Here is a 17,561-nt window from a genome sequence, read left to right on the forward strand (position 1 = left end):
CAGTACGAGGGACTCGGCGGCCAGGTGCAGACGATTTACATGGACCCGCCGTACGGGGTCAAGTTCGGCTCCAACTTCCAGCCCTTTATCCGCCGCCGGGACGTGAAGCACGGGGACGACGAGGACCTCACCCGCGAGCCCGAGATGGTCCAGGCCTACCGCGACACCTGGGAGCTCGGCCTCCACTCCTACCTGACCTACCTGCGCGACCGCCTCCTCCTGTGCCGCGAGCTGCTCCAGCCCTCCGGCTCCATCTTCGTCCAGATCAGCGATGAAAACCTGCACCATGTTCGAGAAGTCCTCGATGAGGTCTTTGGGGTAGATAATTTCGTCGCGCTGATCTCTTTCATGAAGACCGGCGGACAAGCAGATTCACTCCTTGGCGCCGTTTCGGATTATCTGCTGTGGTACGCCAAGGACCACGCGCGCATAAAATACCGACAGCTTTTTGTGACCAAGGAACGAGGTGGCACCGGATCCGGCGAATACTCCTGGGTCGAATTACCAGACGGCACCAGACGAAGGTTAACAAAGGAAGAAAGCGACAATCTCACCTTGCTGCCGGAAGGTTCTCGGCTCTTCATTCCCGATAACCTGACCTCGGCTGACATTACTTCAACAGGCACATTTGTCTACCGCTTCAACGGTAAGGAGTTCTTCCCGCGTGGCGGTCATTGGAAGACAACCAAAGACGGCCTTGATCGTCTGCGAAACGCTAATCGTCTGATAATCCAGGGCGTAACATTGCGATACGTCAGGTACTTCGAGGACTTCCCCGTCTCGCCGATCTCAAACGTGTGGACGGACACCGCAGCAAGAGGATGGTTCGAGGAAAAGCTCTATGTTGTCCAAACGGTCCAAAAGGTTATGCAGCGTTGTGTCTTGATGACCACCGATCCCGGCGATCTGCTACTCGATCCGACGTGCGGGAGTGGGACGACGGCGTACGTGGCGGAGCAGTGGGGGCGGCGGTGGATCACGATTGACACGAGCCGGGTGCCGCTGGCGCTCGCCCGCCAGCGGCTCCTGACCGCGACCTTCTCGTACTACGAGCTGCGTGACCAAGCCCAGGGACCTGCCGGGGGCTTCGTCTATACGCGGAAGCAGAACCAGAAGGGCGAGGAGGTCGGTGGGATCGTCCCCCACATCACGCTCCGCTCGATCGCCCAGAACGAGCCGCCTCAGGAGGAAGTCCTGGTGGATCGACCCGAGGTGGAGTCGGGCGTGGTCAGGGTCTCGGGCCCGTTTGTGGTCGAGGCCACCATCCCGACCGCGATTGAGGTGGAGCCGGTGAGCCGGGAGGCTGAAGCCGGGTACGAGGCCGATCCCGTCGGCCGAATGATCGAGGTCTTGAGGCGTTCCCCCACCCTGCGCATCGCCGGCAACCAGAGCATCACGCTCAGGAACATCCGCCGGCCGGCGAAGGCTCTGGACCTGCATGCAGAGGCAGACATTGTAGAGCCGACCGTGGAGGACTTGGCCGACGAGGCCGCTAGACAGAAGTCGCTCGATATGAAGCGGGGGAAGCCCGTCGCTTTCGTCTTCGGGCCCGAGCATGGGCCGGTGACTGAGCAGATGGTCTTCGCCGCGGCCAAGGAGGCCCACCTCAAGAGCTACGCCCACCTCTTCGTCGTGGGGTTCGCCGTCCAGCCCGGTGCCAGCAAGTTGATCCAGAACTGCGAGCAGGCCGTGGGCCTCCCGGCAACGTATGTCCAGGCCAGCATGGATCTGCTGATGGGCGACCTCCTCAAGACGACACGGGCCAGTCAGATCTTCGCGGTGACGGGAGCGCCCGACGTGAGCCTCGTTCGGCTCAAGCAGAAGGGCGCCAACGGGCCGCTCTACCGCGTGGAGCTGCTCGGCCTCGACGTGTTCGACGCCGTGACGATGCAGAGCGAGCACCGCAAGGGCGACGACGTCCCGGCCTGGTTCCTGGACACAGATTACGACGACCTGGTCTTCCACGTGAGCCAGGCGTTCTTTCCGCGGACAGGCGCCTGGGAGAACCTGAAGCGCGCCCTCAAGGGAACCTATGAGGACTCCGTCTGGGAGCATCTCGCCGGGACGGTCAGCGAACCGTTTGCGGCGGGCGAGCATCGGAAGGTCGCCGTCAAAGTCATCGACGACCGCGGGAACGAGCTGATGGTCGTTAAGTCGCTGGACGAGGCCAAGCCCGAGCGGTGAAGCCTATCTACTTCACCCGTCATGCACGGGAGAGGATCGAGAGACGGGGGACGACCGAGGAGGACGTCATCAGGGCAATCCGCGGTGGGTACCGAGAGCCAGCCCAGCGCGGACTGTTCCTCTATAGACTGACTCTGGAGTATCGGCGAGAATGGGACGGGCGCTACTACGCGGTCCAGCAAGTGGCCCCTGTCGTGGACGAGACGCCGGATCGGTTCGTCGTTGTAACAGTCTACACCTTCTATTTTCAGGAGGGGGAAGTCCGATGAGAATCTCGTACGATCCAGAGGCCGATGCCCTGTACATCTACCTTGTGGAAGGAACGCACGAATGTCGCGTCGTTCGGCTCACGGACGACATCGCGCTGGATTTCACGGAGGGGGAGAAACTTGTTGGGATCGAAGTGCTCGGAGCCAGCCATCTCGGGATCACCCCGGATAAGCCGGAGGTACTTCTCGAGAGACTCAAGGGAATCATCGCGACAGCTGTCTAGCCCCCCTTTTCCCGCATGAGCGAGTTCAACGAGGTCCCCCAGCCGATCATCTGTGATGCCTACGCGGAGCCCACCCACCACTGGGTGATCGAGCGGGGCCGGCCCCCCGAGAAAGTGCCGGAGCGGCGGGAGGCATGCTACTACTACCGTCCTCCCGGGCGCTCCACGGGAGCGACCCGGGCCGACGACATCGGGACCCGGATCTCCCTCGACCTGGTGAACGAGATTCGGAAACGCCTCGGGGCCTGGCGGCAGGCGGGCTTCCCGGGCACCACGGCCACGACGCTGGAGCTCCTCCGGTACTGGAACCGGGAGGATCGGGAGCGGCGGCTCTTCTTCTGCCAGCAGGAGGCGGCGGAGACGATCATCTTCCTCATGGAGGCGCGCGCCGACTTCCGCCAGGGGATCGCCATCCCCCGCGACGAGCCCGGCCAGTTTGTCCGCCACGCCTGCAAGATGGCGACGGGCAGCGGGAAAACCGCCGTCATGGGGATGCTCACCGCCTGGAGCATTCTCAACAAGCTCGCCAATCGAACTGACCGGCGCTTTTCCGACGTGGTCCTCGTCCTCTGCCCCAACGTCACGATCCGCGAGCGCCTCCAAGAGCTGGACCCCCACCGGGGGGAGGCGAGCCTCTACCGGACGCGGGACATCGTCCCGCCCCACCTGATGAGCGACCTCCGCAAGGGGCACGTGCTGATCCAGAACTGGCATGTCCTGGCCCCACAGGAGATGAACCAGGTCGGGGGCGTTGGGGCCAGGGTCGTGAAGCGCGGCGAGGAGTCGGACACGGCCCTGGTGGCGCGCGCCTTCGGGAAAGAGGTCGGCGGCAAGGGGCACATCCTTGTCCTCAACGACGAGGCCCACCACGCCTACCGGATCCGCCGGCTCGACGACACCGACGAACTCGAAGAAGAGGACGAGCTGGCCGAGGCGGACGAGAGGGAGGCCACGGTCTGGATCGAGGGGCTCGACAAGTTCCACCGGGTCCGAGGGATCAATCTCTGCGTGGACCTCTCCGCCACGCCGTTCTACCTCCACCGGGCCGGAGCCGACCCGGGCCGGGCCTTCCCCTGGATCGTCTCGGACTTCGGCCTGATAGATGCGATCGAAAGCGGGCTCGTAAAGATTCCGCAGCTGCCCGTCCAGGACACAACGGGGCGGGAGATCCCGGCCTACTTCAACGTCTGGAAATGGATCGTGGAGGAGAAGCTCAGCGCGGGCGAGAGGGGAGGCCGGAGAGGGCAGGTCAAGCCGGAGGCGGTCCTGCGGTGGGCACAGCACCCGATCGCCCAGCTGGCGGGCCTCTGGCGGGAGGAGTTCCTCCGCTGGCAGAGGGAGACGGCTGAGGGCAAGCGGCCGCCGGTGCCCCCCGTCTTCATCATCGTCTGCCGCGATACCAAGCTGGCCAGGGTTGTCTACGAGTGGATCACGGGAGAGGCGGCCGGATCGCCACGCCCGCTGGAGGAGTTCCTCAGCAGGGACGGCAAGGAGTACACGGTCCGGGTGGACTCCAGGGTCGTCGAGGAGATCTCCTCGGGGGTCGCCAAGAGCGACGAGAGCCGGCGGCTCCGCTTTGTGCTCGATACCATCGGCAAGACCGCCTGGCCGGGCGGAAGGCTGCCCGAGGAGTACCTGGAGCTGTGCGAGAAGATGAACCGGAAGGCCGCGGAGGAAGGGGGCCGGCGGATTGATCCAGCAATCCCTCCGGGGCGGGACGTCCGCTGCATCGTGTCCGTCGCCATGCTGACGGAGGGCTGGGACGCGACAACGGTGACGCACATTGTCGGGCTCAGACCGTTCGAGTCTCAGCTCCTCTGCGAACAGGTGGTCGGGCGTGGGCTGCGACGCTCCCAGTACCACGACCTCACCGTGGAGGAAGTCGCCAAGGTCTACGGGGTGCCTTTCGAGTTGATCCCCCTCAAAGCCACCCCCGGAGGCGCGCCGGCGCCGCCGCCCAAGGTCCATCACGTTTACGCTGTCTCGCCCGACCGCGACCACCTGGAGATCCGCTTCCCCCGGGTGGAAGGGTACACCTTCAGGATTAAGAGCCGAGTGCGGGTCGAGTGGGAGCGGGTGCCGACGCTGTCTGTCGATCCGTTGAACATTCCAGACGAGGTAAGGCTCATAGGACTCTCCACCGAGCTGGGAAGTCGGCTGTCCCTCATGGGGCCCGGGAGGGCCGATGACGTCAGCCTCGACGCGTGGCGCCGGACGAAGCGGATCCAGGAGCTGGAGTTCGAGCTGGCGAGTGCACTGACGAAGCGATACGCCAAGGGCCCCACGTGTGAAGTCCCCGCTCACGCCCTCTTCCCCCAGATGCTCAGCATCGTGCGCCAGTTCTTGAAGGACAGGGTCAGCCCGGTTGGCCGGACTGACCGCAAGGACGTCTTCCTCGACCCCTACTTCTCGTGGGCGGTCGCCACGTTGGCCGAGGCCATCGTTCCGGACGATGCGGGCAGCCCAGAAGTCCCTCGGTACGAGGCGCACCGAGGGGCGGGAAGCACACGTGAGGTGGATTTCTGGACGTCTAAACCCGTTCGGGAGACCCAGCGCTCCCACCTGAACTACGTCGTGATGGACACCGACAGGTGGGAGCAGAGCGCTGCCTTCTACCTGGACACCGACCCTCACGTCGTCGCCTTCGTCAAGAACTTCAACCTCGGCTTCGCGATCCCGTACACCCACAACGGAGAAGCCCGGGAGTATCTTCCCGATTTTCTCGCGCGCCTTCAGACGAACGGCACGGAAGTGGCAACCCTGATCCTGGAGACCAAGGGCTACGATCCCCTCTCCGCGGTCAAGGAGGCCGCAGCCCGCCGGTGGGTGGCGGCGGTCAACGCCGAGGGATCGTATGGTCGCTGGACCTACCGCCTCATCAAGTCCCCGACCGACGCCCCAGAGGCAGTTCGGTTGGCTGCCGACGAGCTTGCCCGGCGCTGAGGCGGGCGGTACGCTCCCTTCATGACCGCCATCCCCGGGTTTCTTCCTGTCGTCGCCGAGTGGTTCGCCGAGACCTACGGCGAGCCGACCCGGCCCCAAAGCGAGGGGTGGGCGGCGATCGCCGCGGGGCATCACACCCTGATCGTCGCGCCCACCGGCTCGGGGAAGACGCTGGCGGCCTTTCTCTGGGCGCTCGATCACCTCTACCGGCTCGGGCTCGACGGGCGGCTCGAGGATCGCGTGTACGTCGTGTACGTCTCCCCCCTCAAGGCGCTGAACAACGACATCGAGAAGAACCTCCGCTTCCCGCTCCAGGGGATCCGGGAGCGGGCTCAGGCCCGGGGGCTTTCGCTTCCCGAGCTTCGCGTCGCGGTGAGAACCGGGGACACGCTGGCCCCCGCGCGGCAGGCCATGACGCGGCGGCCCCCCCACATCCTGATCACGACGCCGGAATCGCTCTACATCCTCCTGACCGCCGAACGGTTCCGCCCGGCGCTCACCACCGTCCAGTTCGTGATCGTGGACGAGGTCCACGCCCTTGCCGGGTCGAAGCGCGGCGTCCACCTCTCGCTCTCCCTGGAGCGGCTCGAGCAGCTGGCCACGGCGCCGTTCCAGCGGATCGGCTGCTCGGCGACGGTACGCCCGCTCGAGGCGACCGCCCGCTTCCTGACCGGCTACGCCTGGGAGGGGGAACGCCTCGTCCCCCGGCCATGCCGGGTCGTGGACGCGGGCTTCGAGCGGAAGTGGCAGCTCGGGGTGGTCGCGCCGGTCTCCGATTTCCTGACCGCCCAGAGCGACACCATCTGGGAGAGCCTCTACCAGGACCTGGTCCAGTGGATCGGCGAGCATCGCACGACGCTGGTCTTCACGCCGAGCCGGCGGATGGCCGAGCGCCTCGCGCGCGCCCTCGACGAGCGACTGCCGGCGGGTCACGTGGCGGCGCACCACGGAAGCCTCTCGCGACGCGCCCGGCTCGAAGCCGAAGAGCGGCTCAAGCGGGGCGAGCTCAGGGCGCTGGTCGCCACCTCCTCGCTCGAGCTCGGGATCGACATCGGCGCCATCGACCTCGTGGTCCAGGTCCAGTCGCCGCGCAACATCGCGGCCGCGCTCCAGCGGATCGGCCGCTCCGGTCACCTCCTGACGCGGGAGAGCAAAGGGCGGATCGTGGTCACCAAGGGCGAGGAGCTGGTCGAGGCTGCGGCGATCGTCAGGGCCATCCGGGAGCGCGAGCTGGACGAGCTCCGCATCCCCCGCGAGCCCCTCGACGTGCTGGCCCAGCAGGTCGTGGCCGCCGTGGCCGCCGAGCCGTGGCCCGTGCCCGAGCTGTACCGGCTCGTCCGCCGGTCCGCCTGTTACCGAGACCTGGAAGTCACCGACTTCGAGGCGGTGATCCGCGGCCTGTCAGACCCCCTGCCCGCCGAAGTCAAGGGCGCCGCGCCGAGGCTCTCCTGGGACCGGGCGAACAACCGGCTCCACGCGCGCCGGGGAAGCCGGCTCCTCGCCGTCACCTCTGGCGGCACCATCGCCGATGCCGGGCTCTACGACGTGGTGGTTCACGGGACGGACGTGAAAGTCGGAACCCTCGACGAAGAGTTCGTCATGGAGAGCCTGCCCGGTGACGTCTTTCTCCTCGGCTCCCGCGCCTGGCGGCTGGTGAAGGTGCAGGCCGACCGCGTGATCGTCGAGGACGCCGCCGGAATGTCGCCGACCGTCCCCTTCTGGCGGGGCGAGCACCCGTCGCGGAGCTGGGAGCTGGCCCTCCAGGTCGGACGCCTCCGCCGCGATGCAGCCGAGCGCCTCGCATCCTCGGATTTCGACGCCTGGGCGATGGGCGAGTTGAGCCTGGACCCGCGAGCGGCCAGCGCCCTCAGGGCGTGGCTCGCCAAGGGGCAGGAGTGCCTGGGGGCCATGCCCGACGACAGCCGGTTCGTCGTGGAGTCCTTCCCCGACGACCTGGGAGGCCGCCAGGTTATGCTCCACTCCGTCTTCGGGATGCGGGTGAACGGGGCCTGGGGACTGGCCCTGAGAGAGGAGCTCAGGCGCCGCTACGGTCTCCTGCCCGAGGTGAGCCACGTGGATGACGGCATCCTGCTTGCGTTCGCCCCCGGACAAACCCCTCCGCCACCGGAGAGGATCCCGTTCCTCGTCGACCCCGAGCAGCTCGACCTCCTCCTCGCCAGAGCCCTGATCGGCTCGCCGCTCTTCACGACCCGTTTCCGCCACTCCGCCGTGCGCGCGCTCTTCATCGCCCGGATGGTCCGGGGCAAGCGGACGCCGGCCTGGCTCCAGCGCCTCAAGGCCGACGCCCTGCTGGAGGCCGTGCGGGGCCAGCCGGACTTCCCGCTCGTGGCCGAAACACTCAGGGAGTGCTGCCACGACGCGCTCGATCTCCCGCGGCTGAAGGTGATCCTGCATCGGCTCCGTGCGGGCGAGCTGAGCGTGAGAAGCGCTGAGGGCGTGATCCCTTCGCCCTTCACCTATCCGCTGCTCCTGGCGTGGGACTGGGCCTACCTGGATGCCGGCCACGCCGAGGAGCGTCGGAGCGACGCCGTCCCGATGCTCAAGGCCTGGCCGGCCGCGCCCGGAGCGCTGGACCCCGAGGTGATCGACGTGGTCGAGGCCGAGCTGCAGGCCACGACGCCGGAGCGACGGCCGCGGGACGCCAACGAGCTGGCCGTGCTCCTGGAGGAGCTCGGCGATCTCGACGACGACGAGGTCCGGGCGCGGCTCGCGGGTGACGCGGACCGGTGTCTCGAGGCGCTGACAGGCGAACGCAGGATCACGCGCATCGCCTTCGCGAACGGACGCCGCGCGTGGATCAACTCCAACGATGTCGAGCTCTACGCCCGGCGGGCCGAGCGCGCGTTCCAGCCGGAGGCGCTGGAGCGCATCCTCCTCCGCTGCCTGAGGTACCGGGGACCCATGACCCTCGCCACGCTCACCGACCGCTACGGAGCGGCCGAGGCCGAGCTTCGCCCAGCGCTCCAGCACCTCGAGTCGCGCGGCCTGATCCTGAGCGGCCGCTTCAGACCTGGCGATCCTGCTCTCCAGTACGTGCACCGCTCGGTCCTCGAGGAGATGCGGCGCCGCACGCTCAGAGCCCGCCGCCAGGCGACCTCGCTCGCGCGGCCCGAGGAGCTTCAGGCCTTCCTCCTCCGCTGGCAGCACTGCCACCCCGACCACCGCCTCCTCGGGGCCGAGGGACTGCTGAGAGTGATCGAGCCGCTTCAGGGTGAGGACTTCCCGGCGGCCTTCTGGGAGCAGGAGCTTCTGCCGGCTCGCCTCGAGGCGTATGACCCGGCGTGGCTCGACCAGCTCGGACTGACAGGTCTAGTCGTGTGGTTCCCCTTCGAGCCGGGCCACCCGGGCCGGCTCGGAGTGGCGCTCAGAGAGAACCTGGCCTGGCTCCTTCCGCGGCGCACGAGTCAGCCCGAGCTTGACGAGCGCGCCAAGGCCGTGCTCCGCCAGCTCCAGGTGCGCGGGGCCTCGTTCCTCCAGGACCTCTGCCGGACGACGGGTTTCGGCGCGCCGGAGCTGCTCGCAACCCTGTGGGAGCTCCTCTGGCTCGGGCTGGTGACCACCGACACCTTCCAGACCGTCCGTCAGGCCGAATCCCGCCGACGACCGCCGGCAGACCGTTCGCCGGACCGGCTCAGGCTCCCGCCACGTGAGAGGCCGATCTCGAGGCGCGAGGCGCGCCGGCGGGTGCGCGAGCGCCTCACCCGGCGCACCCACGCCTTCGGCGCGGGTACCCGGCTTCCCGGCCGCTGGAGCGCCCTCGCGGTCGAAGACGCGCTCGCGCCGGAGCAGCAGGAAGAGGAATGGGCCCGCCTCCTCCTCAGCCGCTGGGGCGTCGTGAGCCGCGAGCTCGCCCGGGGGATCGAGTGGAGCCGGCTCCGCGGCGTCCTCACGCGGATGGAGTACGCAGGTGAGGTCCTCCGCGGCTACTTCGTCGAGGGGCTTTCCGGAGAGCAGTACGCGCTCGAGGAGGCGGTCGCGGCACTGAAAACCGGCACGCGCCGCACCGAGCCGCTGGTCCTCGCGAACCTCTGCGATCCCGCGAACCTCTGGGGCTCGGTTCTCCCGCTCTGCCGCCAGAACGGTTCCCGGCTGTCGGTAAGCCGGATTCCGCAGCACGCGATCCTGCTGCGCGGGGGCGCGCCGGTGCTCCTCGCCGCGGGGTACGGCAGGGAGTTGATCCCGCTCGCCGGCTTCACCGCCGACGACCTCGCGCCGGCGGCCCGCGCACTCCAGGACGTGCTGGCGCGCCCACCGGCGCAGCGTCCCGTCAGGCGCATCGAGGTCGAGAGCTGGGACGGGAGGCCGATCCGCGAGAGTGAGGCAGGAGCCGCGCTGCTCGCAGCTGGATTTTACCCGGACGGCCCGCGCCTGATCTGGGACGGCTACCCGGGACCGAGGCCGCGGCGCTGATTGACATCCCCGACCTGCGCCCCTACACTGGCCGCGTGGCGGGCAAGTGGGCGCGGCGTTTGGGGTTTTACCTCGTTGCGCTGGTGCTCGCGTCGCCCGCCGCGGGCGAGCACGAAGCCTTCTACCGGTATGTGGTCCTGGGCTACGTGAAGGATGCGAAGGGCGCTCCGCTTCAGGGAGTCTCCGTCGAGTTGACCCGAGACAAGACCGGGTTCTCCTACCTGGCCGAAACGGACAGCCAGGGGTTCTACATCATCGTGGCCCGCCTCGGCGACGAGAGCGTCGGCGAGCGCCTCACCGTCAAAGCCGGCTCGCTCACCGAGACGATCATCGCGCGCTTCGACCCCGCCAACCACACCGCCGAGCGCGGCACGCGCCTGGACTTTCTGGGGAGGAAACCCGTGGAGCGCCGGGGCTGGTTTGCTGCGACCCTGAAGCGCTTCCTGGCTCAGTAGGGCGCCGCGATGGATCTGCTCTACGCGTCCGTCCGAGTCTTCGCCCGCTTCTGGATCTGGTTCTTCTTCAAGGCCGTGGAGGTCCGCAATGCCGAGCGCGTCCCCCGGCAGGGATCGGTCCTCCTCTGCATCAACCACCCCAACAACCTGATCGACTCGCTGCTGGTCGGTCTCGTGCTGCCGCGCAAGGTCCACTACCTCGCCACCGCCGCGCTCTTCAGGAACCCGCTGATGGCCCGCTTCCTGGCCGCCGTCGGCGTGATCCCCGTCCACCGGCGCCAGGACGACCCGGACAAGATGGACCGGAACGTGGCCACGTTCGAGGCGTGCTTCGCCGCGCTCGCGCGGGGGGACCTGATCGCCATTTATCCCGAGGGGACGACCCACGCCGAGCCGCGTGTCCAGCGCATCAAGACCGGGGCGGCGCGGATCGCGCTCGAGGCCGAGGCCCGGCACGAGGGGAAGCTGGGGCTTGCCGTCATCCCGGTGGGGCTCACCTTCGAGGCCCGGAAGTCGTTCAGGAGCCGCGTCCTGGTCGCCTTCGGCGAGCCGATCCCCCTGGCGCCGTACCTGGAGCACTACCGGGACGACTCCTGGAAGGCGGTGGATGCGCTGACGACGCACATCCAGTGGATGATGGAAGCCCAGGTGATCCACGTCGAGCGCATCGATCTGGCGGAGGTCGTCCGCGAGGTCGAAGCCCTCTACCGGGGCGATCTGGTTCGGGAGCTCCAGGTCGAGCGCGGGCTCTCGCCCAAGCAGATCGATGTGTTCCGCCTCTCCCGGGCCATCGTGGCCGCGGTCCACCACTTCAAGACCCACGACCCCGAGCGGGTGGAGCGGATCTGGCAGCGGATCCAGGCCTACACGGCGCTCCTCGCCGAATTCCGGATCAAGGACCGGACGGTCCAGGGCCAGCTCCACGTGCGCCCGGTGCCCGCACGCCTCCGCCGATCCGGGCTGGGTCTCCTGGGCCTCCCGATCTTCCTCTACGGAGCCCTGGTCAACGCGCTGCCTTACTACGTCCCGCGCATCATCGCTCGCCGGCTGACCCACAGAGAGACCGATTACGCCACCGCGCGCCTGCTGTCGAGCATCGTCCTCTTCCCGCTCTTCTGGGGGCTCGAGACCTGGGCCGTCGCGCGCCTGGCCGACGTCAGGGTCGCGGCGCTCTTCCTGGCCTCGCTTCCCCTGAGCGGGCTCCTGGCGTACCGCTACCTGGGGGGGCTGGCCCGACTCAGCCACCAGCTCCGCTTCGCGCGGCTCGCGATGACGCGAAACCACGCCGCCGCGCGCCTTCTGGCCGAGCGCCAGGAGATCCTGAACGAGCTGGACCGGGCGAAGCGCGACTATCTCGCCGCCACCCGAGGGAGCACGTTTTGAGCCTCTACAGGCTCGAGGAGCTCTCCACGCGCGCCCTCGACCGGCTCCCCCGCGAGCAGACCATCGTGATCCTCCCCGTGAGCCCGCTGGAGGAGCACGGCCCGCACCTCCCACTGGGCGTCGACGCGTTCACGGCCGAGCACTTCGCGCGGGCGCTCGCCGCACGGATCGTCATCGAGCGCGCGGGTTGGTGCGTGGTCCTGGCACCGCTCCTCCACCTCGGGAGCTTCACCTTCGACCACGTGGGCACGGTCTATCGCTTTCCCGTCTTCCGCACGAACTTCCCGCTCCTCCTGAGTCTCCTGCTGGGCGCCGCCGCGGTGGTGGCGCTTTGGCTCCTGCGATGAGCTGGGACGCCGACCTGAGGAACACGAAAGTTTTCCTCCCGCCTGCAGACCATGGCCCGGGCTTCGCTCTTCGAGCGAAGCCGCGACTTCGTCCCCAAGCCCCATTAGGAGGAACAGACCCATGAAAGCCTACGTCCTGATCGAGGCCACCGCGGGGAAGACCAAGGCAGTCAAGAAGTCCCTCTCCAGGATCAAGGCCGGACGCTGCACGGTGCACTCGCTGGACGCGGTGACCGGACCGTACGACTTCATCGCGGTCGTCGAGGGACCGAACCTGGACGCCATCGGCCAGCTCGTGACCGAGGCGATCGGAACCATCGACGGCGTCACCCGGACCACCACGTGCGTGGCTGTGGCGATCGGCTGACGCGCAACCGTTAAGAAACGGCCAACACGATGCGCGTCCTCGTGATGGGGGGCACCGAGTTCGTCAGCCTGCACCTGGTCCGTGCGCTGGTCCGCGACGGGCACGCGGTGACCGTATTCAACCGCGGGCGCCAGAGCCACCGGCTCCCGGCCGGTGTGGAGCTCATCGCCGGCGACCGGAAGGGTCACGCCGGCCTGGCCACCGCGCTCGCGGGCCGTGCCTTCGACGCCGTCTGCGACGTGACCTATGCGCCGACCACGGGAGAGGATGTGGCGGCGCTCGCCGACGCCGTAGCCCAGAACCAGCCCCACGTCATCTTCATGTCCTCGGGACGCGTCTACGACCACGCGCTCCCGATTCCCTACGACGAGGACACGCCCAGGGGCGAGTACTGGGGCGACTACGCGCGCCACAAGACGGCGGGCGAGGACGCGCTCCTGGAGCGCCACCGCGCCACAGGCCTGCCCGTCACCATCGTCCGCCCGACTCACGTCCTGGGCCCGCTCAACACCCGCTACAACGAGACCTTTTTCTTCGACCGGATCCTCCGCGGACGGCCCATCCTGGTGCCGGGCCACGGTGGGTGGCTCCGCCAGTTCGGCCATGTCGAGGACCTCGCCGACGCCATCGCCGCCATGCTGGGAAACCCGAAGAGCTTCGGCCAGGCCTACAACGTCACCGGCGAGGAGATCGTGACCCAGCTCGGCTTCGTGGAGGTGATCGCCGAGGTCCTGGAACGCCCGCTGGAGCTGACCCCCTTCGATCCCGCGCTCTTCAAAGAGTTGGACTTCAAGGGGCCGGTGTTCGGCCAGAATCTCGTCTACGACTGCCACGCGGTCTACACGACCTGGAAGCTCCGGCGTGAGCTGGGCCTCCGCCCGCGCTACACGCTGGCGTCAGGTCTCCGCCAGACCTTCGAGTGGTACTTGAAGGAAGGGCTCGAGCGGCGGCCGGTGGACTTCAGCCTGGAGGACCGCCTGCGCGCGCGCCTCGGGCCGTGAGAGCCCGCTCCGTCCTCCTCTACCACCCCGAGGAAGCTGACGCCTACGCCCGCCTGGTAAAAGCCCCGCGGGGCGCCATCCTGCTCCATTCCTGCGCCACGCCGGAGGAGGCGTCGTTCGTCATCGAGGAGGCCGAGATCCTCTACGCCTGGAACTTCCCGGCCGAGCTCCTGGCCAGGGCCGGGCGGCTCCGCTGGATCCAGGTCATGGGCGCCGGTGCGGAGAGGTTCCTGGTCCCGGAGCTGCCGCGCTCCGCCGTGATCACGCGGGCGGCCGGGGTCTTCGGGCCGTGGATGGCGGAGTACACCCTGGCCTGGTGTGCGTGGGTCACTCAGCGCATGGAGCAATTCCGGGAGGCCCAGCGACACCACCGCTGGGCCGCGGCGCGTCCCGACCGGCTCAGGGGCCAGACCCTGGCGGTCGTCGGCCTCGGTGACATCGGGCGCGAGATCGGGCGCCTGGCGCACGCCTTCGGAATGCGCGTGGTCGGGGTGAGCCGGAGCGGACGAAAGCCGCGAGGCGCGGACGCCGTCTATCGGCCGTCGGGCCTCACGCGGGCGGTGGCGGGCTGCGACTTCACGGTCGTCACGCTCCCGCTGACGGCCGACACCCGGGGACTCATCGGGGAGCGGGAGCTGCGAGCGATGAAGCCCAGCGCCTGGCTCCTGAACCTCGGCCGGGGACCCGTCGTCCAGGAGCGCGCGCTCCTCCGGGCCCTCGAGGAAGGGTGGATCGCGGGGGCGATCCTCGACGTCTTCGACACCGAGCCTCTTCCCGCCGACCACCCGTTCTGGGGCCGGGAAAACGTCGTGGTCACCCCGCACATCGCCGGGCCCAGTGTCCCCGAGGAGATCGCGCCGATCTTCAACGAGAACCTGCGCCGGTACCTCGCGGGAAAGAGGCCCCGCTACGTGGTTGACCGCTCTCGCGGCTACTGATCCCCGCACCCTCCCCTCTCCGCCGAGGGGAGAGGGGGACCTACCGCTCGGTTCCCGGAAAAAAAATCGCCGGACCCGAAGGGTCCGGCGAGGGCACGGATCGGACCGGCGGCGGCCGGATCAGGTCTTGGCGAGAGCCCTCACGATCTCGCGGCAGAAGGCGGGGAGGTCGTCGGGCTTGCGGGAGGTGATCAGGTTCCCGTCCACCACGACCTCGGCGTCGACCCAGGTCGCGCCCGCGTTCACCATGTCGTCCTTGATCGAGAAGAAGCTGGTCGCGCGCTTGCCCTTGACGATCCCCGCGGAGGCCAGCATCCAGCCCGCGTGGCAGATGGCCGCGACCAGCTTGCCGTGCTGGAAGGCCTCCCGGACCAGCTTCACCATCGCCTCCGACCGCCGCATCAGGTCGGGCGCATAGCCGCCGGGAATGATCACGGCGTCGAACTCGACCGCGGTCACGGCCTCGGCCTGGCCATCAACCGAGACCGGATACCCGTGCTTGGAGGCGTACGACTTCGCGCCGCCTGTGCCTACCAGTTTGACCTCGGCCCCCTCCTCCTTCAGCCGGTAGTAGGGGACCCAGAGCTCCATCTCCTGGTACAGGTTTTCCGCGAGGATCGCGACCCGCTTGCCTTTCAAGCTCATCCACACCCTCCCCCCGGCTGACTAGCTCTTCCGGGACGTCTTGGAAAAGAACGTGGCCATCAAGGGCTGGAGGTTCTTGCCACCGCACTGCGGGCACTGGAAGTCGCCCTTCTCCCGCTCACTGAACGTCAGTGTCAGCGAGACCTCCTTGCTGCACTTCTCGCAGAAGAAATCGTACTGAGGCATACTGCTCCCCCCTCAACAGGCTCCCAGGTTTGACAGTCTCTATGTAGCACGCGCCCCGCGGCTCGTCAAGCCGGGAGAGAGACCACCACCGACTTGACCTCGGTGTACTCCTGGATGCCCTCGTGCCCACCCTCTCGACCGAGCCCCGATTCCTTGAAGCCGCCGAACGGGATCTCGTGGGTGTAGCCCGCGGAGTCGTTCGCGCCGACGAGCCCGTACTCGAGCTGCTCGGCCACCCGGACGATTCGCCCGAGGTCCCGGGTGTAGAAGTAGCTGGCCAGGCCGAAGGTCGTGTTGTTGGCGCGGCGGATGACCTCCTCCTCGCTCCTGAACGTGGCCACCGGGGCCACGGGGCCGAAGATCTCCTCCACGCAGACCGGCATCTCGTCGGTCACGTCGAGCAGGACGGTCGGCGCGTAGAAGAACCCGCTGGCGAGCGGGCCGTCCTTCACCGCATGGCCGCCGACCGCGACCCGGGCGCCGCGCTCGACGGCGTCCTCGACCAGCGCGTGGACCTTTTTCCGGGTCTCCTCGTTGATGAGCGGCCCCACCTGGGCGCCCGGCTCGAAGCCGGGCCCCACGTGAAGGGCCTTCACCCGGTCCACGAACGCCGGAATGAATCGTCCCGCGATGGACTCCTGCACGTAGATGCGGTTCGCGCAGATGCACGACTGCCCGCCCACGCGGAGGAACTTGATCGCGACGGCTCCTTCGACGGCGGCGTCCAGGTCGGCGTCCTCGAACACGATGAACGGCGCGTTGCCGCCCAGCTCGAAGGAGAGCCGCTTCACCTGTTTGGCCGCCCGTTCCATGATCCACTTCCCGACCTCGGTGGACCCGGTGAAGGCGACCTTGCGGATCTCGGGGTGGTTGAGAATCTCGGCAGCCACGGATGAGGAGCGGTTCGTCGTCAGCACGTTGAAGACCCCGGGAGGAAGGCCAGCCTCGTGGCAGATCTGGGCCAGGGCCAGCGCCGTCAGCGGGGTGGCTGAGGCCGGCTTCAGGACCACGGTGCAGCCCGCCGCGAGCGCGGGGGCGATCTTCCGCGTGACCATGGTGGCAGGGAAGTTCCAGGGCGTGATCGCCGCGACCGGGCCGATCGGCTGGCGGAAGACCCAGAGCCGCTTGCCGGGCACCGGGGACGGGACCCACTCGCCGCCCACGCGCCGCGCCTCTTCGGCGAACCAGCCGAAGTAGCCGAGGGCAAAAGCCACCTCCTTCTTCGCCTCCTCGAACGGCTTGCCGTTCTCCTGGACGATCAGCTTTGCGATCGCGTCTAGCTCCCGCTCGATCCCGGCCTGGATCCGGAGGAGGACCCTGCCGCGCTCCTTGGGCGCCTGGGCGGCCCACGCCTTGAAGGCCGCGTCGGCTGCGGTGATCGCCCTGCGGGTATCCTCGAGCCCGCCGTTGGCGACCTTCGCCACCACCTCGCGGCTCGCCGGGTTCACCACGTCGAAGGTCGCCGCGCCCTCGGCCTCGACCCACCGGCCGTTGACGTACATCCTCGAGATGTCCTGTGCCATGATCCTACCCTCCACACGCCAGCTTCGGAAGCCCGGTGAGCGGGTCAGCGCCCACCACCACTGTTACCGTAGCGCAGCGTCTGCACGAAGTCGTAGACGGCCATGAGAATGACGGCGACGACGATGATGGTGAGGGGCAGCTCCTTGATCCACCATACGAGAAAGCCCAGGAAGACCACGAGCATGGCGACGCCGACGATACCGGTCACCAGGGTCATCACGACGATCTCCGCGTCCTGCCGCGGGGCGAAGCGGGTCGTTCGCCGGCGGTCCCCTTCGGGCCGTGGCGCCGGCGCGCGCCGCCGAGCCGCTCACAGAGCCACCGCGCCGTACGCAGCAGGCGCGCATCGTTGTCACGACGCCCGACGAGCTGCACGCCGAGCGGCATCCCCGCGGCCGACCAGAGCAGCGGCAGCGTCACCGCCGGCGTGCCGAGGTAGGTCCACAGCGTGCAGAAGATCGGATCTCCGGTGCTCCCCAGGCCGCGTGGCGCCTCCCCCGGCGCCGCCGGCGTGACGATCGCGTCGAACTCGTCGAACACCGGATCGAGCGCGTCGTTGAGCGCCGGAATGCCGGCGATCGCGGCCGCATAGTCAACCGCCGCGTGGCCGCGACCGCGCTCGATGAGCTTGCGCAGCTCGGCGCTCAGCCGGTCGCTGCCCTTC

The 17,561-nt window shown here is 68.3% G+C and carries 16 protein-coding genes; 11 read left to right on the forward strand and 5 right to left on the reverse strand.

Annotated features, from left to right (window positions below; genetic code table 11):
- The 11 genes from HY726_13700 to HY726_13750 all read left to right on the forward strand — a co-directional run.
- Nucleotides 1-2,184, forward strand: a 2,184-nt coding sequence (locus tag HY726_13700) for a site-specific DNA-methyltransferase (GenBank protein MBI4610051.1), incomplete at its 5' end; no start/stop codon positions are given.
- Nucleotides 2,181-2,453 (forward strand): DUF4258 domain-containing protein, encoded by a 273-nt coding sequence (locus HY726_13705; protein MBI4610052.1) that lies wholly within the window; start codon nucleotides 2,181-2,183, stop codon nucleotides 2,451-2,453. The genes HY726_13700 and HY726_13705, both read left to right, overlap by 4 nt.
- On the forward strand, nucleotides 2,450-2,677 hold the full coding sequence (locus tag HY726_13710) for a DUF2283 domain-containing protein (GenBank protein ID MBI4610053.1): 228 nt from the start codon (nucleotides 2,450-2,452) through the stop codon (nucleotides 2,675-2,677). Before HY726_13705 ends, HY726_13710 begins: the two co-directional genes overlap by 4 nt.
- A gap of 15 nt (nucleotides 2,678-2,692) precedes the next feature.
- Complete coding sequence (locus HY726_13715) at nucleotides 2,693-5,620, forward strand: DEAD/DEAH box helicase family protein (GenBank protein MBI4610054.1); 2,928 nt, start codon at nucleotides 2,693-2,695, stop codon at nucleotides 5,618-5,620.
- A 21-nt stretch (nucleotides 5,621-5,641) separates the two neighbouring features.
- Entirely contained in the window at nucleotides 5,642-10,051 is a 4,410-nt protein-coding gene (locus tag HY726_13720) for a DEAD/DEAH box helicase (GenBank protein MBI4610055.1), read from the forward strand.
- A gap of 59 nt (nucleotides 10,052-10,110) precedes the next feature.
- Nucleotides 10,111-10,506 (forward strand): carboxypeptidase regulatory-like domain-containing protein, encoded by a 396-nt coding sequence (locus HY726_13725; protein ID MBI4610056.1) that lies wholly within the window; start codon nucleotides 10,111-10,113, stop codon nucleotides 10,504-10,506.
- 9 nt (nucleotides 10,507-10,515) lie between these two features.
- The gene (locus HY726_13730; protein ID MBI4610057.1) at nucleotides 10,516-11,889 is read left to right on the forward strand and encodes a 1-acyl-sn-glycerol-3-phosphate acyltransferase; all 1,374 of its coding nucleotides are present in this window, start codon (nucleotides 10,516-10,518) and stop codon (nucleotides 11,887-11,889) included.
- Nucleotides 11,886-12,236, forward strand: a complete 351-nt coding sequence (locus HY726_13735; protein MBI4610058.1) for a creatininase family protein — start codon at nucleotides 11,886-11,888, stop codon at nucleotides 12,234-12,236. The genes HY726_13730 and HY726_13735 overlap by 4 nt, the downstream gene beginning before the upstream one ends.
- 121 nt (nucleotides 12,237-12,357) lie before the next feature.
- Nucleotides 12,358-12,603, forward strand: a complete 246-nt coding sequence (locus tag HY726_13740) for an Lrp/AsnC ligand binding domain-containing protein (GenBank protein MBI4610059.1) — start codon at nucleotides 12,358-12,360, stop codon at nucleotides 12,601-12,603.
- Nucleotides 12,604-12,632: 29 nt separating this feature from the next.
- Nucleotides 12,633-13,604 carry an NAD-dependent epimerase/dehydratase family protein gene (locus HY726_13745; GenBank protein MBI4610060.1) on the forward strand — a complete coding sequence of 324 codons (972 nt, stop codon included), beginning with the start codon at nucleotides 12,633-12,635 and terminating at the stop codon, nucleotides 13,602-13,604.
- Nucleotides 13,601-14,542 carry a D-2-hydroxyacid dehydrogenase gene (locus HY726_13750; GenBank protein MBI4610061.1) on the forward strand — a complete coding sequence of 314 codons (942 nt, stop codon included), beginning with the start codon at nucleotides 13,601-13,603 and terminating at the stop codon, nucleotides 14,540-14,542. The genes HY726_13745 and HY726_13750 overlap by 4 nt, the downstream gene beginning before the upstream one ends.
- Before the next feature lie 120 nt (nucleotides 14,543-14,662).
- On the opposite strand, the gene HY726_13755 is transcribed toward HY726_13750, so the two are convergent.
- The 5 genes from HY726_13755 to HY726_13775 all read right to left on the reverse strand — a co-directional run.
- Nucleotides 14,663-15,187 (reverse strand): type 1 glutamine amidotransferase, encoded by a 525-nt coding sequence (locus HY726_13755; protein ID MBI4610062.1) that lies wholly within the window; start codon nucleotides 15,185-15,187, stop codon nucleotides 14,663-14,665.
- Between the two features lie 21 nt (nucleotides 15,188-15,208).
- A complete protein-coding gene (locus HY726_13760) occupies nucleotides 15,209-15,373 on the reverse strand; it encodes a zinc ribbon domain-containing protein (GenBank protein ID MBI4610063.1) in 165 nt (54 codons plus the stop codon).
- Nucleotides 15,374-15,438: 65 nt separating this feature from the next.
- Nucleotides 15,439-16,875, reverse strand: coding sequence for an NAD-dependent succinate-semialdehyde dehydrogenase (locus tag HY726_13765; protein ID MBI4610064.1), 1,437 nt, complete (start codon nucleotides 16,873-16,875; stop codon nucleotides 15,439-15,441).
- A 65-nt stretch (nucleotides 16,876-16,940) separates the two neighbouring features.
- A complete protein-coding gene (locus tag HY726_13770; protein MBI4610065.1) occupies nucleotides 16,941-17,105 on the reverse strand; it encodes a hypothetical protein in 165 nt (54 codons plus the stop codon).
- A gap of 8 nt (nucleotides 17,106-17,113) precedes the next feature.
- Nucleotides 17,114-17,561, reverse strand: a 448-nt coding sequence (locus tag HY726_13775) for an amidase (protein MBI4610066.1), incomplete at its 5' end; no start/stop codon positions are given.

The sequence above is a fragment of the Candidatus Rokuibacteriota bacterium genome (assembly GCA_016209385.1).
In the GTDB taxonomy this organism is placed as follows: domain Bacteria; phylum Methylomirabilota; class Methylomirabilia; order Rokubacteriales; family CSP1-6; genus JACQWB01.

Coding starts and splice junctions, on each gene's coding strand:
- HY726_13710 (MBI4610053.1), top strand. CDS start 2,450: ATGAGAATCTCGTACGATCCAGAGGCCGATGCCCTGTACATCTACCTT.
- HY726_13715 (MBI4610054.1), top strand. CDS start 2,693: ATGAGCGAGTTCAACGAGGTCCCCCAGCCGATCATCTGTGATGCCTAC.
- HY726_13720 (MBI4610055.1), top strand. CDS start 5,642: ATGACCGCCATCCCCGGGTTTCTTCCTGTCGTCGCCGAGTGGTTCGCC.
- HY726_13730 (MBI4610057.1), top strand. CDS start 10,516: ATGGATCTGCTCTACGCGTCCGTCCGAGTCTTCGCCCGCTTCTGGATC.
- HY726_13740 (MBI4610059.1), top strand. CDS start 12,358: ATGAAAGCCTACGTCCTGATCGAGGCCACCGCGGGGAAGACCAAGGCA.
- HY726_13745 (MBI4610060.1), top strand. CDS start 12,633: ATGCGCGTCCTCGTGATGGGGGGCACCGAGTTCGTCAGCCTGCACCTG.
- HY726_13755 (MBI4610062.1), bottom strand. CDS start 15,187: ATGAGCTTGAAAGGCAAGCGGGTCGCGATCCTCGCGGAAAACCTGTAC.
- HY726_13760 (MBI4610063.1), bottom strand. CDS start 15,373: ATGCCTCAGTACGATTTCTTCTGCGAGAAGTGCAGCAAGGAGGTCTCG.
- HY726_13765 (MBI4610064.1), bottom strand. CDS start 16,875: ATGTACGTCAACGGCCGGTGGGTCGAGGCCGAGGGCGCGGCGACCTTC.